This window comes from Pseudomonas sp. ChxA (genome assembly GCF_030263855.1).
In the GTDB taxonomy this organism is placed as follows: Bacteria; Pseudomonadota; Gammaproteobacteria; order Pseudomonadales; family Pseudomonadaceae; genus Aquipseudomonas; species Aquipseudomonas fluorescens_CB.
Map to the genome: position 1 here is coordinate 4280161 of NZ_JARPMK010000001.1, position 16951 is coordinate 4297111.

A 16951-nucleotide genomic window follows, 5' to 3' on the forward strand; every position below is an offset into this window, starting at 1 on the left:
AAGCGGGGACAAGCGGGAATCAGATAACGTTCAGTTTTATTAAGCCTACAGACTATCGATCGGCCGATAGTCCAGTTGCAGCTCAAGCGCCAGCTGCTTCGCGCGGCCCAGCCGGATCGGGCCGCGCTCGATATCTACCAGTAATCCTGGGCAATCGAGCACAGGCAACCCAGCGATAGCCTTGAGCCGCCCATCGGTGATCACCAGCAGCCGTTGCTGCTCGGCCGGGTAACGCTGGCGGCGCGCGTGCAGCCAGTGGCCGGCTTCGGACAACGCCGCCAGCAACGGTGTGCCGCCCCCGGCGCCGAGCTGCGCCAACCAGCCGGTCAAGCTTTTGGCGGCCTTGAGCCCCTGCACTTGCCACTTGGGCGATTGGCCGCTGGCGGTCAATAACGCCATGCGCGCGCGTTGCCGATAGGCGTCGTCAAACAGCTGGGCGAGCAGGCCTTTGGCGTCGCTCAGTGCGCCATGGCGGCGGGTGGACGCCGAGGCATCGACAATCACCAGCCACAGCTCATGGGCCGCGCGGCTGCGCAGGTGATAAAGCAGATCCTCACGGCACTGCGGGCGGCCACCGAGCAAGGTGCCCGGCCAATTGATCGCGCCACGCTGGGCGCTGCGTGCCTTGCCGTGCCTGCCGTGCTCCAGTCGCCCTGCCTTGGGCCGGGCATCCGCCCCCGCGTCAGGTCGAGGGCGAATGCCTAGGGCTTTTTTGGCCAGGCGGGCACTTCCCGGCGGGCGCCCGTGGGCAATGCGGGCGCGGGCATATCGCCCCACTGGCCCTGGCCGGGTGACGGGTCAGACGGTTTTGCAGCCTGGCCTTGATCGGGCGGGCTTGTCGACGGCGACTGCGGTTGGCGGCGATGACGCAAAGCGAACTCGGCCACCGCTTCGATATCTTCTTCGGCGATCGCAGCCGCGCCGCGCCAGGCGGCATGGGCACGTGCGCCGCGCAACCAGACCAGGTCGGCGCGCAAGCCATCGACGCCGGCGGCAAAGCACCGCTCGGTGATCTGCGCCAGGGCCTGATCGTCCAGTTCAATGTTGTCGAGCCGCTGGCGCGCCTGGGTGCAACGCTCACGCAGCCCCGCCTGTGGTTCAGCCCATTGGCTGCAGAACGCAGTCGGGTTGCTGTCGAAATCCAGGCGGCGCCGGATGATTTGCCCGCGCTCGCTGGGCACGGTTTGCCCGCTGAGCGCCACATTGAAGCCGAAGCGGTCGAGCAACTGGGGGCGCAACTCACCCTCCTCCGGGTTCATGGTGCCGATCAGCACAAAACGCGCCGAATGGCGATGGGAGATACCATCGCGCTCGATCAGGTTGGTGCCGCTGGCAGCCACATCCAGCAGCAGATCGACCAGGTGATCGGGCAGTAAGTTGACCTCATCGACGTACAACACGCCGCCATCGGCCTTGGCCAATACGCCCGGGGAGAATTGTGCGCGGCCTTCGCCCAGCGCGGCGTCCAGGTCCAGGGTGCCGACCAGGCGCTCTTCGGTGGCGCCCAATGGCAGGGTGACGAACTGGCCACTGGCGAGCAGGTCCGCCAGGCCACGCGCCAGGGTCGACTTGGCCATGCCGCGCGGGCCTTCGATCAGCACGCCGCCGATTTTCGGGTCGATGGCGGTCAGGCACAGCGCCAGTTTCAGGTCGTCGGCACCGACCACGGCGGACAGCGGGAAATGGGGGATATCGGTCATACCTGCTCTCTTTAAATTCTGCTATTTCTTGTGGCGAGCGGGCTTGCCCCGCGTTGGGCTGCGAAGCAGCCCTAAATCCAAACGCCGCGTTCTTTCAGGAAAACCAGGTTGACCTTATTGGGGCCGCTACGCGGCCCAACGCGGGGCAAGCCCGCTCGCCACAGTGTGGGAACGAGCGGTCAGCTGTCTTCTTCTATGTCCAGCAACAGGTTTTCCAACGCCTCGCGGTACGCGCCCGGCTCCTGCCACATGCCGCGTTGCTGGGCTTCGAGCATGCGTTCGGTCATGTCGCGCAGTGCCGCCGGGTTGTGCTGCTGCACAAAGGCGCGGGTGTCGGCGTCGAGCAGGTAAGCGTCGGCAAGCAAGGCGTATTGGTGATCGTCGATCAGCGCAGTGGTTGCGTCGAATGCGAACAGGTTGTCCACCGTGGCCGCCATCTCGAATGCACCTTTATAACCGTGGCGTTTCACCCCGTCGATCCACTTGGGGTTGGCGGCACGGGAGCGGATCACCCGGTTGAGCTCCTCCTTCAAGGTGCGGATCTTCGGCAGGTCCGGCTGGCTGTGGTCGCCATGGTAGCTGGCGGCCTTGTCGCCACTCAGGGTTTCCACGGCGGCGAGCATGCCGCCCTGGAATTGGTAGTAATCGTTGGAATCGAGCAGGTCATGTTCGCGGTTGTCCTGGTTGTGCAAAACCGCCTGTACCTGGCTCAAGCGCTGGGCAAATTGGTCACGGGCGGCGGTGCCTTCATCGGCGCCCCCATAGGCATAGCCACCCCAGTTCAGGTAGACCTCGGCAAGGTCTTCGCGGCTTTGCCACAAGCGGCCGTCAATCGCGCCCTGCACACCCGCGCCATAGGCGCCGGGTTTGGCGCCAAAGATGCGCCAGCCGGCCTGCTTTGCGGCGGCCGCTTCATCCAGGCCCGACGTGAGCAGCGCTTCACGCTCACTGCGCACCTTGGCGGCCAGCGGGTTCATGTCGTCCGGTTCATCCAGCGCCGCCACCGCCTGCACCGCCGCGTCGAACAGGCGGATCAGGTTGGCGAAGGCATCGCGGAAGAACCCGGACACGCGCAGCGTCACATCCACCCGTGGGCGATCCAACAGGCTGATCGGCAGGATTTCAAAGTCATCCACACGCTGGCTGCCGGTGGCCCATACCGGGCGCACGCCCATCAGCGCCATGGCCTGGGCGATATCGTCGCCGCCGGTGCGCATGGTGGCGGTGCCCCAAACAGAAAGACCGAGCTGGCGCAGGTGGTCGCCATGGTCTTGCAAGTGCCGCTCAAGGATCAGGTTGGCGGATTGGAAGCCGATGCGCCAGGCCGTGGTGGTGGGCAGGTTGCGCACGTCCACGCTGAAGAAATTACGCCCGGTGGGCAGCACGTCAAGGCGCCCGCGACTTGGCGCGCCGCTGGGGCCGGCAGGTACGAAACGACCACTCAGGGCATCCAGCAAGCCACGCATTTCGGCGGGGCCGCAGGCGTCGAGGCGCGGCGCGACAACAATGCGCAGGCTCTCGATCACCGACTTCACGTCCTCCCAACCGGGTTCTTCTAGCTGTTCGAGCGGGCCTTCGAGCGCTTGCTCGATCAGTCGCGCCGCATACAGCTCCAGGCGTTCACGGGTGTCGCCGGCGGTGCGCCACAACTGCGCGTCGATCTTCTGCAACACCTCGGGGCGGCGCCCGGTCCAGGGTTCGGCCAGGGCACAGTCCAGTGGGTCGAAACCCAGCTCGAAGGCTTTGGCCAACACCCGCAGCAGGCTCGATTGCGGGCCACGCCCATCGCCACGGGGAATGCGCAGCAAGGCCAGCAAGGTGTCGATGCGCAGGCGGCCTTCGGGCGACTCGCCAAAAATATGCAGGCCGTCGCGGATTTGCGACTCTTTCAAGTCGCACAGGTAGGTGTCCAGGCGCGGCAGCCAGACCGCCGCGTCGGCGTCGTTATCCAGCTCAAGCTCCTGGTCGATCCGGGTTTCGCGCACCAGCTTGAGAATGTCTTTTTGCAGTTCGAGGGCGCGCCGTGGGTCAAGCAACTGCGCTTCGTAATATTCGTCTGCCAACAGCTCCAGGTTACGCAGCGGGCCATAGGTTTCGGCGCGGGTCAGCGGCGGCATCAGGTGGTCGATGATCACCGCCTGGGTGCGGCGCTTGGCCTGGGCGCCCTCGCCTGGGTCATTGACGATAAACGGGTAGATATTCGGCAACGGCCCGAGCAACGCATCCGGCCAGCAATGTTGCGACAGCCCGACACCCTTGCCCGGCAGCCACTCAAGGTTGCCGTGCTTGCCCACATGGATCACGCCATGGGCGCCGTAGGTGTGCCGCAACCAGAAGTAGAACGCCAGGTAGCCGTGGGGCGGCACCAGGTCTGGGTCGTGGTACACCGCGCTGTGGTCCACCTGGTAACCGCGTGCTGGCTGAATGCCGACGAAGGTCAGGCCCAGGCGCAGACCGGCGATCATCATGCGCCCGTCGCGGCACATTGGGTCGTTGTGCGGCGCGCCCCAACGTTCCAATACGGCTTGGCGATTGGCGGCGGGCAAGCGCTGGAACATCGCCTCGTAATCGTCCAGGCCCAGGCTTTGATGGCACGGGCGCAGGTCGAGGCTGTCGAGGTCGTTGGTGACGCCGCCAAGCAGCTCATGGATCAAGGCCGTGCCGCTGGCAGGCAACTCACTGGGCACCGGGTAACCTTCGGCGTGTAGCGCACGCAAGATATTCAGCGCCGCTGCCGGGGTGTCCAGGCCTACGCCATTGCCGATGCGGCCGTCGCGGGTCGGGTAATTGGCCAGGATCAGCGCGATGCGTTTATCGGCATTCGGCACGCGCGCCAGTTCAACCCAGCGCCGCGCCAGCTCAGCGACAAAATCCATGCGCTCGGGCGCTGCGCGGTAGCACACCACGTCGGATTGGCTGCGCTCGCTGCGCCAGGCTAAATCTTTAAAGCTGATGGGCCGGCTGATAATGCGCCCGTCCAGCTCCGGCAGGGCGATGTGCATGGCCAGGTCACGCGGGCCAAGGCCTTGTTCGCTGGCCTCCCAGCCGGGCTGGTTGTCTTGCGCGCAGATCGCCTGGATCACCGCGATATTGCGGCGAAACGGCCGCAGGTGCGGGGCTTCCGGGCTGGACTGGGCAAAGCCGGTGGTGTTCAAAATCACCGCCGCCTGCACTTCATCGAGCAAGTCCTCGACCACCGTCAGGCAGCCGGGCTCTTTCAAACTGGCCACCGCCATCGGCAGCGGGTTAAGACCCGCCGCCTGCAAGCGTTGGCAGAACACGTCGATAAAACCGGTATTGGCCGCCTGCAGGTGCGAGCGGTAGAACAACACCGCCGCCACCGGCCAGTCGGCGTGCCAATCGGCCTGCCAGTCGTTCAGCCGTGGGTGGGGTTTATGTGGGTGATAAATGGCCGTGCGCGCCAGGGTTTGCGGCTCGTCCCAGGCGTAGTCGCGGCCCAGGTGGCTGCTGGCCAGGCAACGGTAGAAATCCAGCGCATTGCCCAAACCGCCCTGGCGCAGGAAGTGCCAGAGGCGGTCGCGCTCAGCCATGCCAACGGTGCTTAAGCCGCTGAGTTCCGGGTCGGGGCGATCATCGCCCGGCACCAGAATCAACTGCACGCCGCGCTCGGCCAACTCCACCAGGCGCTCAATGCCGTAGCGCCAGTAGCCGATGCCGCCGTGCAGCGAAATCAGGATGACCTTGGCGTGGCGCAGCACCTCGTCGACGTAAAGGTCGACCGAGGCATGGTTCTGCACCTGCATGGGGTTGGCCAGGCGAAAGCTGGGGTAGTCGTCGGGCAACTGCTGGCCAGCCTCGGCCAACAGTGCAAGGCTGGAATCACCGCTGCACAGGATCACCAGCTCGGCAGGAGTTTGGCCAAGGTCGGCAATATTGTCGTCCGAAACGAAACCGCCCGGCTGAGTCCTGAGCAGGTGCATGGGCTAAACGCTGAGTGCTGCGCGCAATTGCGCTTCGAGGCCCGCCGCGTCCAGTTCCTGGCCGATCAGCACCAGGCGTGTGATGCGCGCTTCGTCGGCGCCCCAGGCGCGGTCAAAATGCTTGTCGAAGCGCGTGCCCACACCCTGGATCAGCAGACGCATCGGCTTGTTCGGGATCGCCGCGAATCCTTTGACGCGCAGGATGCCGTGCTGCACCACCAACTGGGTCAGGGCGTCGAGCAGCAGTGCTTCGTCGGCCTGCGGCAAGTCGATGGAGATGGAGTCGAACGCATCGTGGTCGTGATCGTCTTCACCGTCGTGGTGATGATCGTGATGGCTGTGGCGGCCGTCGATGTGTTCTTCGGAACCGGCGCCCAGGCCGATCAGCACGTCCAACGGCAAACGACCGCTGCTTGCTTCGATGATCTTCACCGCCGGCGGCAGCTCCTCGGCGACTTCCAGGCGCACGCGGGCCAGGTCTTCGGGGCTGATCAGGTCGGATTTGTTGAGGATCACCAGGTCGGCGCTGGCCAGTTGGTCGGCAAACAGCTCGTGCAGCGGCGATTCGTGGTCCAGGTTCGGGTCGAGTTTGCGCTGGGCATCAACCTGGTCCGGGAAGGCGGCGAAGGTGCCGGCGGCCACGGCCGGGCTGTCGACCACGGTGATTACCGCGTCAACCGTGCAGGCGCTGCGGATTTCCGGCCACTGGAAGGCTTGCACCAAGGGTTTTGGCAGGGCCAGGCCCGAGGTTTCGATAAGGATATGGTCAAGGTCGCCGCGACGTGCCACGAGTTCACGCATGACCGGGAAGAATTCTTCCTGCACGGTGCAGCACAGGCAGCCGTTGGCCAATTCGTAAACGCGGCCGTTGGCTTCTTCTTCGGTGCAACCGATGGAGCACTGCTTGAGGATCTCACCGTCAATGCCCAGTTCGCCGAACTCGTTGACGATCACGGCGATGCGACGGCCTCGGGCGTTGTCGAGCATATGGCGCAGCAAGGTGGTTTTACCCGAACCGAGGAAGCCGGTAACGATGGTGACGGGGAGTTTGGCCAGTGTTTTCATCGGATGCCCTTGGGGGCGGGCAGACGGGACGATAGACCCTGCGACGGCGCGCAGCAGCGGATTTCGTCACCGGATCACCCCGCCCGGTTAAGTAGAAAATCGGTTACGAGGCAGGTCTCCTGGCTTGGGGTTTGCAGGTCTTGCGACCCGCGCTGGCTGCGCCTTCCCGCCGTTATGGCAGTGGCGTGGCAGGCAGATAAACCCTTTACAGTTGCGGGGGCAGCCGCGGCTTGTACCGCGTTCCCTTCTTAGCTTCGGCGTGGGCCGAAGAACCTCGAAGGTGCAAGGCTACAGGGGCTCGCGGCATTTGACTACCGTCGCCCGCCCATGCTCTCCTACACATCTTGTTTCGGGTGCCCTTCACAGGGTGAAACGGGAAACCGGTGAGTCATCGCGTAATGACGAGTCCGGTGCTGCCCCCGCAACGGTAAGCGAGCGAAGCGTCACAACCACTGTGCCTGTAGGGCATGGGAAGGCGATGCTTGATACGGCCCACCTCTTTCCCCAAGAGCGCCCCTCGCAAGCCCGGAGACCGGCCCGAAAAAATCAGATAACAAACCCGCGGTGGGCGGGCGCTGTTCGGAACCCTGCGTGCCTGGCTCGCGGGGTTTTCATGCGCTCGTGTCACCCTGAAACCCTGAAGGGACGCGCCATGTCGATCATCAGCAGCACCTCGCACACCGCCAGCAGCACCGCCACCTTGAGCCAACGCCTGAGCGCCGCCATCGGCGCGTCGATCCTTGGCGCGTGCCTGGTGTACTTCGCCGGCTTCTCGCATATCGAGGCGGTGCACAACGCCGCCCACGATACCCGCCACAGCGCTGCGTTCCCGTGCCACTGAGGCCTGCCGACATGATCAAGCGTATTGCCCAAACCGCAGGTTTCACTGGCCTGCTGGCTGCCCTGTTGCTGACCCTGCTGCAAAGTTTCTGGGTCGCTCCGCTGATTCTGCAGGCGGAAACCTTTGAAAATGCCCCGGTCGCCGAAGTGGCGCACGAACACGCCGCTGGCGCCGCAGCCCACACCCACGATGCCGAAGCCTGGGAGCCGGAAAATGGCTGGCAGCGTGTGCTGTCGACCACCGGTGGCAACCTGGTGGTAGCGGTCGGTTTCGCGCTGATGCTGGCCGGCCTCTACACCTTGCGCACGCCGACCCGCACGGCTCAAGGGTTGTTGTGGGGCTTGGCCGGTTACGCAACCTTTGTACTGGCACCCACCCTGGGCCTGCCGCCGGAGTTGCCGGGCACGGCTGCCGCCGACCTGGCGCAACGGCAGATCTGGTGGATCGGTACCGCGGCCTCCACCGCCGCCGGTATCGCGCTGCTGGTGTTTGGTCGTAGCTGGCTGCTCAAGGTGTTGGGCGTGGCGATCCTGGCCGTGCCCCACGTGATCGGCGCGCCGCAACCGCAAGTGCATTCGATGCTGGCACCCGAAGCCCTGGAAGCGCAGTTCAAGATCGCCTCGCAACTGACCAACGTCGCCTTCTGGCTGGCCTTGGGCTGGATCAGCGCGTGGCTGTTTCGCCGCAACCGCGACGGTCAATACTCGGCATGACACTGGTGGTCGGCCTGGGCTGCCAGCGGGGCTGTGATGTTCACGCCCTGCTCGGCCTGTTTGACGCAGCCCTCGCCGACGCCGGCATTGAACGCCAACGCATCACGGCGCTGGCAAGTATTGATCGCAAACAGGCTGAACCCGGCCTGCTGGCCCTGGCCCGACTGCTGGAACTGCCTTTGCAGTGTTTCAGTGCAGAACAATTGGCCGGTTTTGCACAGCGCTTGAGCCACAAGTCAGCCGTCGCTTTTGCGCATACCGGTTGCTATGGCATCGCCGAAAGCGCCGCCCTGGCCCTGGCTGAACAGTTGTCCCAGCGCCCTGCCCGCCTGTTGATCACGCGCAAAAAAACCGCCCAGGCCACCTTTGCATTGGCGTGCGCCGACTAAAATCCCGATAATTGCCCTCCTCGATCATGAGCAACTTTCATGCTCGCCCGTTTTTCAACAGGAACTCCCATGACCGTCTACTTTATCGGCGCAGGCCCCGGCGACCCGGAATTGATCACCGTCAAGGGCCAGCGGCTGATCCGCAGCTGCCCGGTGATCATCTATGCCGGCTCCCTGGTGCCGGCGGCGGTATTGCAAGGTCATCAGGCTGAACAGGTGGTCAACAGCGCCGAATTGCACCTGGAACAGATCATTGAGCTGATCAAGGCAGCCCACGCCAACGGCCAGGATGTGGCCCGCGTACACTCCGGCGACCCGAGCCTGTATGGCGCGATTGGCGAGCAAATCCGTTATTTGCGTGAGCTGGGCATACCGTTCCAGATCATCCCCGGTGTGACGGCGGTGTCGGCTTGCGCAGCGTTGCTGGAGACGGAGCTGACACTGCCCGACATCGCCCAAAGTGTGATCCTGACCCGTTATGCCGATAAAACCAGCATGCCGGTGGGTGAGGCATTTGACAGTTTGGCGCAACATGGCACGACGATGGCGATTCACCTGGGGGTCAACCATCTGGAGAAGATCGTCGCCGAACTGCTGCCGCACTACGGCGCGGACTGCCCGATTGCCGTGGTACACCGCGCGACGTGGCCGGATCAGGATTGGGTGGTGGGCACTTTGGTGGATATTGCCGCGAAGGTGGCGGCCAAAGGGTTTCGGCGTACGGCGTTGATTGTGGTGGGCCGGGTGCTGGCCAGTGATGGTTTCAGCGAGTCGTCGCTGTATCGGGCAGGCCATGCGCACCTTTACCGGCCCTGAATCACAGAAACAAAATGTGGGAGCTGGCTTGCCTGCGATAGCGGTGTGTCAGGTACCGGATTTGTTGGCTGATAGGCCGTCATCGCAGGCAAGCCAGCTCCCACAGTTGATCTTCTTTGTTAAGTAGACCGTTTAAGACACAGAATTTAAAGCATAAAAAAACGGCGCTCACGGGGCGCCGTTTTTTTCTTTGCAGTGAACACCTTACTCAATAGTAGGCGTTTTCTTTCTGCGTGTGGTCGGTCACGTCACGCACGCCCTTAAGCTCCGGGATACGCTCGAGCAAGGTGCGCTCGATACCCTCACGCAAGGTCACGTCCGCCTGACCGCAGCCTTGGCAGCCGCCGCCGAACTTGAGCACGGCAATCCCGTCCTCGACCACATCGATCAAGCTGACCTGACCGCCGTGGCTGGCCAGCCCCGGGTTGATTTCGGTTTGCAGGTAATAGTTGATGCGCTCGTTGACCGGGCTGTCGGCGTTGACGTTCGGCACCTTGGCGTTGGGCGCCTTGATGGTCAACTGGCCGCCCATGCGATCGGTGGCGTAGTCGACCACGGCGTCATCGAGGAAAGCTTCGCTGAAGTTGTCGATGTACGCAGTGAAGCTTTTAAGCCCCAGGGCGGTGTCTTCAGGTTTCTCTTCCCCAGGCTTGCAGTAGGCGATGCAAGTCTCGGCGTACTGGGTGCCAGGCTGGGTGATAAAGACGCGGATGCCGATGCCTGGGGTGTTCTGCTTGGACAGCAGGTCAGCCAGGTAATCGTGGGCGGCGTCGGTAATGGTTATGGCAGTCATGGAAACTCCTCACAGGCTTGCTCGGAGTTTACGCCAAATTGTTACGCAGGTACAAAGTCCTAGTGTTTTTGTCGGGATAGTTTTTTGTTTGGGCGCGAGAGGTGTGTTTATCCGTTATTTGGATAACGGCTGAGTAGGGTTCCGCTCTTACAGCGGGTCACTTTTGTAAAGACCGGAATGCCGGCCCAGACAAAAGTAACCAACATGTCTTCATCGAAAAGGATGTAAGAGCCGGAGCAACAGCAGAGCCATACTCGGTCAAAGGTGGGAGCTGGCTTGCCTGCGATGCAGACACCTCGGTGTATCAGGTACACAGAGTTGATGCCATCGCAGGCAAGCCAGCTCCCACAGAAAAGCCGCTCCCAGGTGTCTGCGAATCCGCTTTTCGCTTTTGATCTGAGACGCCCCGTTAACCATGTGTCCGGTCCGTACAGGGCGTTTGCCAAAAGTGGCCCGCCGTCAGGGTGGAACCCTAAGCCACCATTACCGCAGCAACGGATACATCCCCCCACCACCCCACTCACAAATTCTCATACCGATTCATATCCAGCACACCCTCTTCCACCGGCGTAGTCTCACGGACGTACTGCGACAGGTCGTGAAAGTATTGCCAGAACAGCGGATGACTGCGCCGCACACCCCACCGATCAACAATTTTCTCGAACCGCTTGGCATCCTTGGCATTCTCCATCGCCACCACAAACTCGGGCACTTCCTGGGCCGGAATATTGAAGATGAAGTTCGGATAGCTGCTAAGCACACCCGGATAGATCGTCACCGTATCCAGCCCCGGCTGATAGCGATAAGCCTCGCCCAGCAGAAACGCCACATTGCTGTGCGCGCGGTTACGCAGCAGGCTGTAGACCACGCGCTTGCCGCTGGCGGTCTCGATACGCAGCATGGTTGCCTCAGGCAACTGATCAATCACCTTGAGCCCCGCCGCCGGGCGCGATGTCAGCCGGCTCAATGCCTGCTCCGCGTCCTGCAACGCCGGGTCGAGACCATCGCGCGAGCAATAAGCACCCGTGCAACGGTTGATCGGATCCGGGCTGGCATTCAAATCGCCGTAACGCGTCAATAATTGGTTGGCAAAGTCACGTTTCGGGTCTTTTTCATCCAGATGCAAGCCGCTTGGCTTGTCGTCATCAATCGCCTCGTAGTCCAGCCACAGCTTGAGCTTGCCGCTGTTCTGGTACCAATCATCCATAAAATCATCGCGGGTATCGGCCGGCATCAGGCGCAGGAAATTCTGCTCAGCACCATTACGAATCAAGTCGAAATACAAGCGCGTCTGGGCCTGGTGCGACACATTGCCGAACACATCAAAATTCACCGCCAACTGGTAATAGGTGCGCTCCAGCAGTGGATAGTCAAACAGCCACATCGTCTGCGGCACTTCGCCGATCAGGCCCTTGGTCACCGAAGCACTGTCGAAATGCCGGAAAATCGTCAGCAAGGCATTGTCATTACCCGCCCACAACGTCGACCAGCTCGGTGGCGGCACGTCCGCATAGCTGTCTCGGCGCAAGGCTTCATACTGGTTGCGCTTGTCGCGATAGGCCAGCCACAGGCTCAGCACGCTGCCCACGTCATCGTTCTGCCCCGGCATCGCCAGCAACGGTGTGGCCTGCCCGCGATAACGTGCATCGGTGATGTACAGGTCGTGGTCCGGGTCCTGGAACAACGTCCAGAAGTTGTCGCGGATCACGTCCGTAGCAATCTGCCCACGGCACACCGGCCCACGAATAAAGGTGCGCACGAAGTATTCGGCGTTATCCAGCATGAACTGGTAGCGCGCCTTGACTGGGATGGCTTCGAAGGTCTCGAACGGGTTGGCACGGCGGCCCGGCCCGTAGCCCGGCAAGGCGCTCACCTGCCAGTCGCCGGAGTAGAACAGGGCTTTGATCCGCGCCATTTTCGCTGCGCTGAACGGATAAGTGATGTGGGTTTTATGCACGATCACCCCCTGCACCGGCCACAGGCGGTAATACACCTGGGTGCCTGGGTCGTCGTTGGGCCGGCGAGTGGCGATCAAGTCGATAGGCTGCCCGCTCGGCGTGCGCGAGCGTACCCACTGGAAGAAATGCCCCGGCTCGCCGTTCTCGAAATAGATATGCGCCAGGAACAAATGCTCATACAGCCAGCGCGCCACCAGGCTTTCACGGGCGCCAGGCTGGTTGAACAGGTTTTCCCACTGCTGTACTTGCAGGGCTTCCCTGGCACTTGGCGCCAGGCCTTGCTCGTCAATCGGCGCACCGGAGGCGAGCCAGCGCTGCAAGGTTTGGTATTGCTGGTCGGTCAAACCGGTGACCGCCAGCGGCATGCCTTCCTTGGGATGGCTGCCGGCGTAAGCATTGAACTCGCCGGGCATGGCGCACATGTTTTGGCGGTTGAGGCCCAACACAATCTCATCGGGCAACTTGGCATTCGGTTGCAGCGGCGCGTTATGCCCCAGCTCCAGCATGCGCGCCATCAATGCGGCCTGGCTGCCTTGGGCGTCGAGTACCGAATAGAAGCCTTTTTGTTGCCAGGCCTGTTTGCCGAATGCGTCGTAGAACAAACGCGTGGTCGGCGTGGCCTGGCTGCGCTCGCCGTCATACACCGGGGTTTTGCTCGCGCCACGGGACGCACCCTCGGCGCTGCCCAGGTTTAATTGGCACGCGGAGTCGTAGCAGGCATGGCAGGCCACGCACTTTTCGGTGAAGATCGGCTGAATGTCGCGGGTATAGGAAATCGCCGGGGCGGGTCCGTTGGCCTGTGCAACGCAGGCGACCAGTGCCAGGACGGCGCTGGTGAGTAGACGAAGTGACATGTATCCGGTCCCGATTCAATGCGTGCGCTATAAGTGCCGGCAAGTCTACCGGGCCAAGACCTGCACCAACATGAACGATATTCATGCAAAACCAGTACATGCTCTAAATCGGCACAGGTTTGCTATGATTCACGCCCTCCGAAATGCCTGACCAGAGTAGCCCCATGTCCGACCGTAGCGTTCGTCTGCAAGCCCTTCATCAAGCCCTCAAGGACCGTATCCTGATCCTCGATGGTGGTATGGGCACGATGATCCAGAGCTACAAGCTCGAAGAGCAGGATTATCGCGGCAAACGCTTCGCCGACTGGCCGAGTGACGTCAAGGGCAACAACGACCTGCTGGTACTCACCCGCCCGGACGTGATCGGCGGTATCGAAAAGGCTTACCTGGATGCCGGCGCCGACATTCTGGAAACCAACACCTTCAACGCCACGCGCATCTCCATGGCCGATTACGGCATGGAGGAACTGGCCTATGAACTGAACGTAGAAGGCGCACGCCTGGCGCGCAAGATCGCCGATGCCAAGACCCTGGAGAACCCGGCCAAGCCGCGTTTTGTTGCCGGCGTGCTTGGCCCGACCAGCCGCACGTGCTCGCTGTCGCCGGATGTGAACAACCCCGGCTACCGCAATGTGACCTTCGATGAACTGGTGGAAAACTACACCGAGGCCACCAAAGGCCTGATCGAAGGCGGCGCCGACCTGATCCTGATCGAGACCATCTTCGACACGCTCAACGCCAAGGCCGCGATATTCGCCGTGCAAGGCGTGTTTGAAGCATTGAACGTCGAACTGCCGATCATGATCTCCGGCACCATCACCGATGCCTCCGGCCGTACCCTGTCGGGCCAGACTACTGAAGCGTTCTGGAACTCGGTGGCGCACGCCAAGCCGATTTCGGTCGGCCTCAACTGCGCCCTCGGCGCCAGCGAACTGCGCCCGTACCTGGAAGAGCTGTCGAACAAGGCCAACACCCATGTGTCGGCCCACCCGAACGCCGGCCTGCCCAACGAATTCGGCGAGTACGACGAACTGCCATCGGAAACCGCCAAGGTCATCGAAGAGTTCGCCCAGAGCGGTTTCCTCAACATCGTCGGCGGTTGCTGCGGCACCACGCCAGGCCACATTGAGGCCATCGCCAAGGCCGTGGCCGGTTACGCGCCGCGCCAGATTCCGGACATTCCCAAGGCCTGCCGCCTGTCGGGCCTGGAGCCGTTCACCATCGATCGCAGCTCGTTGTTCGTCAACGTCGGCGAGCGTACCAACATCACTGGTTCCGCCAAATTCGCCCGGCTGATCCGTGAAGACAACTACACCGAAGCCCTCGAAGTCGCCCTGCAGCAGGTGGAAGCCGGCGCGCAGGTGATCGACATCAACATGGACGAGGGCATGCTCGATTCGAAGAAGGCCATGGTGACCTTCCTCAACCTGATTGCCGGCGAGCCGGACATCTCCCGTGTGCCGATCATGATCGACTCCTCCAAGTGGGACGTGATCGAAGCCGGCCTCAAGTGCATCCAGGGCAAGGGCATCGTCAACTCGATCAGCATGAAGGAAGGCGTCGAGCAGTTCATCCACCACGCCAAGCTGTGCAAGCGCTACGGCGCGGCGGTGGTGGTGATGGCCTTTGACGAAGCCGGCCAGGCCGACACCGAAGCGCGTAAAAAAGAGATCTGCAAACGCTCCTACGACATCCTGGTGAATGAAGTTGGCTTCCCGCCGGAAGACATCATCTTCGACCCGAACATCTTCGCGGTCGCCACCGGTATCGAGGAGCACAACAACTACGCCGTCGATTTCATCAACGCCTGTGCCTACATCCGTGACGAGCTGCCGTATGCGCTGACCTCCGGCGGCGTGTCCAACGTGTCGTTCTCGTTCCGCGGCAACAACCCGGTGCGTGAGGCGATCCACTCGGTGTTCCTGCTGTATGCGATCCGCAACGGCCTGACCATGGGCATCGTCAACGCCGGCCAGTTGGAGATCTACGACCAGATCCCGGCCGAGCTGCGCGACGCGGTGGAAGACGTGGTGCTCAACCGCACGCCGGAAGGCACCGACGCCCTGCTGGCGATTGCCGACAAGTACAAGGGCGATGGCAGCGTCAAAGAAGCCGAGACCGAGGAGTGGCGCGGCTGGGACGTCAACAAGCGTCTGGAGCACGCGCTGGTCAAGGGCATCACTACGCATATCGTTGAAGACACCGAAGAATCCCGGCAGTCGTTCGCACGCCCGATTGAAGTGATCGAAGGCCCGCTGATGTCCGGCATGAACATCGTCGGCGACCTGTTTGGCGCCGGTAAGATGTTCCTGCCCCAGGTGGTGAAGTCCGCCCGCGTGATGAAGCAGGCGGTGGCGCATTTGATTCCGTTTATCGAGCTGGAAAAAGGCGACAAACCCGAAGCCAAAGGCAAGATCCTGATGGCCACGGTAAAAGGCGACGTGCATGACATCGGCAAGAACATTGTCGGCGTGGTGCTCGGTTGCAACGGCTATGACATTGTTGACCTGGGCGTGATGGTGCCGGCGGAGAAGATCCTGCAGGTGGCCAAGGAACAGAAGTGCGACATTATCGGCCTGTCCGGCCTGATTACGCCGTCGCTGGATGAAATGGTGCATGTGGCCCGTGAGATGCAGCGCCAGGACTTCCACCTGCCCTTGATGATCGGCGGCGCCACCACTTCCAAGGCGCACACGGCAGTGAAAATCGAGCCCAAGTACAGCAACGACGCGGTGATCTACGTCACCGACGCCTCGCGTGCCGTGGGTGTGGCCACGCTGTTGCTGTCCAAGGAGCTGAAGGCCGGTTTCGTCGAAAAAACCCGCCTGGAATACATCGACGTGCGTGAACGCACCGCCAACCGCAGTGCGCGCACCGAGCGCCTGAGCTACCCGGCCGCCATCGCCAAGAAGCCGCAGTTCGACTGGAGCAGCTACGTGCCGGTCAAGCCGACCTTCACCGGCTCCAGGGTGCTGGACAATATCGACCTCAAGGTGTTGGCCGAGTACATCGACTGGACGCCGTTCTTTATCTCCTGGGACCTGGCCGGCAAATTCCCGCGCATTCTTGAGGATGAAGTGGTCGGTGAAGCCGCGACTGCGCTGTATGCCGATGCCCAGGAAATGCTCAACAAGCTGATCGACGAAAAGCTCATCAGCGCCCGCGCCGTGTTCGGTTTCTGGCCGACCAACCAGGTGCAGGACGACGACCTGGAAGTCTACGGCGACGACGGCCAGCCGATTGCCAAGCTGCACCACCTGCGCCAGCAGATCATCAAGACCGACGGCAAGCCGAACTTCTCCCTGGCCGACTTCGTCGCGCCTAAAGACAGCGGCGTGACCGACTATATCGGTGGTTTTATCACCACCGCCGGCATCGGCGCCGAAGAAGTCGCCAAGGCCTATCAGGACGCCGGCGACGACTACAACTCGATCATGGTCAAGGCCCTCGCCGACCGCCTGGCCGAAGCCTGCGCCGAATGGCTGCACCAGCAAGTGCGTAAGGAACACTGGGGCTACGCCCAAGACGAACAGCTGGATAACGAGGCACTGATCAAAGAGCAATACAGCGGCATCCGCCCTGCCCCAGGCTACCCGGCGTGCCCGGACCACACCGAAAAAGCCCAGCTGTTCCAACTGCTGGACCCAGAGGCCCGCGAGATGCACGCGGGCCGCAGCGGTGTGTTCCTTACCGAGCACTATGCAATGTTCCCGGCGGCGGCCGTCAGCGGCTGGTACTTCGCCCATCCACAGGCGCAGTACTTTGCCGTGGGCAAGGTCGACAAGGACCAGATCGCCAGCTACACCGCACGCAAAGGCCAGGACCTCAGCGTGACAGAGCGCTGGCTGGCACCAAACCTGGGTTATGACAACTGACCCGAA

At 62.4% G+C, this 16951-nt stretch carries 11 protein-coding genes and 2 riboswitches; of the genes, 5 read left to right on the forward strand and 6 right to left on the reverse strand.

The window, feature by feature from the left end; translation table 11 throughout:
• Positions 1-45: 45 nt before the first annotated feature.
• The 4 genes from P5706_RS18940 to cobW all read right to left on the reverse strand — a co-directional run bounded on the left by P5706_RS18940 (position 46) and on the right by cobW (position 6706).
• Positions 46-648: a vWA domain-containing protein gene (locus P5706_RS18940; protein WP_200433151.1), complete on the reverse strand. Its 603-nt coding sequence runs from the start codon at positions 646-648 to the stop codon at positions 46-48.
• Positions 649-701: 53 nt separating this feature from the next.
• A complete protein-coding gene (locus P5706_RS18945; protein WP_285680858.1) occupies positions 702-1700 on the reverse strand; it encodes a magnesium chelatase ATPase subunit I in 999 nt (332 codons plus the stop codon).
• Positions 1701-1879: 179 nt separating this feature from the next.
• Entirely contained in the window at positions 1880-5641 is a 3762-nt protein-coding gene (gene cobN / locus P5706_RS18950; RefSeq protein ID WP_285680860.1) for a cobaltochelatase subunit CobN, read from the reverse strand.
• A 3-nt stretch (positions 5642-5644) separates the two neighbouring features.
• Entirely contained in the window at positions 5645-6706 is a 1062-nt protein-coding gene (cobW, locus tag P5706_RS18955) for a cobalamin biosynthesis protein CobW (protein ID WP_285680862.1), read from the reverse strand.
• 92 nt (positions 6707-6798) lie between these two features.
• Positions 6799-6998: riboswitch (cobalamin riboswitch) on the reverse strand.
• A gap of 42 nt (positions 6999-7040) precedes the next feature.
• Positions 7041-7261, forward strand: a riboswitch (cobalamin riboswitch).
• Between the two features lie 97 nt (positions 7262-7358).
• Between cobW and P5706_RS18960 the strand changes: the two genes are divergently transcribed.
• The 4 genes from P5706_RS18960 (at position 7359) to cobM (ending at position 9465) form a co-directional block, all read left to right on the forward strand.
• Positions 7359-7547: a CbtB domain-containing protein gene (locus tag P5706_RS18960; protein WP_138815786.1), complete on the forward strand. Its 189-nt coding sequence runs from the start codon at positions 7359-7361 to the stop codon at positions 7545-7547.
• 11 nt (positions 7548-7558) lie between these two features.
• Positions 7559-8260 carry a CbtA family protein gene (locus P5706_RS18965; RefSeq protein ID WP_285680864.1) on the forward strand — a complete coding sequence of 234 codons (702 nt, stop codon included), beginning with the start codon at positions 7559-7561 and terminating at the stop codon, positions 8258-8260.
• Positions 8257-8649, forward strand: coding sequence for a cobalamin biosynthesis protein (locus P5706_RS18970; protein ID WP_200433129.1), 393 nt, complete (start codon positions 8257-8259; stop codon positions 8647-8649). The genes P5706_RS18965 and P5706_RS18970 overlap by 4 nt, the downstream gene beginning before the upstream one ends.
• Before the next feature lie 69 nt (positions 8650-8718).
• Positions 8719-9465, forward strand: coding sequence for a precorrin-4 C(11)-methyltransferase (gene cobM / locus P5706_RS18975; RefSeq protein WP_285680866.1), 747 nt, complete (start codon positions 8719-8721; stop codon positions 9463-9465).
• Between the two features lie 208 nt (positions 9466-9673).
• Here cobM and nfuA read toward each other — a convergent pair whose 3' ends face one another.
• Positions 9674-10258, reverse strand: coding sequence for a Fe-S biogenesis protein NfuA (gene nfuA, locus P5706_RS18980; RefSeq protein WP_017136914.1), 585 nt, complete (start codon positions 10256-10258; stop codon positions 9674-9676).
• Between the two features lie 520 nt (positions 10259-10778).
• A complete protein-coding gene (locus tag P5706_RS18985; protein WP_285680869.1) occupies positions 10779-13070 on the reverse strand; it encodes a fatty acid cis/trans isomerase in 2292 nt (763 codons plus the stop codon).
• Positions 13071-13234: 164 nt separating this feature from the next.
• Here P5706_RS18985 and metH point away from each other — a divergent pair, with 164 nt between their 5' ends.
• The gene (gene metH, locus P5706_RS18990; RefSeq protein WP_285680871.1) at positions 13235-16945 is read left to right on the forward strand and encodes a methionine synthase; all 3711 of its coding nucleotides are present in this window, start codon (positions 13235-13237) and stop codon (positions 16943-16945) included.
• Positions 16946-16951: the final 6 nt, after the last annotated feature.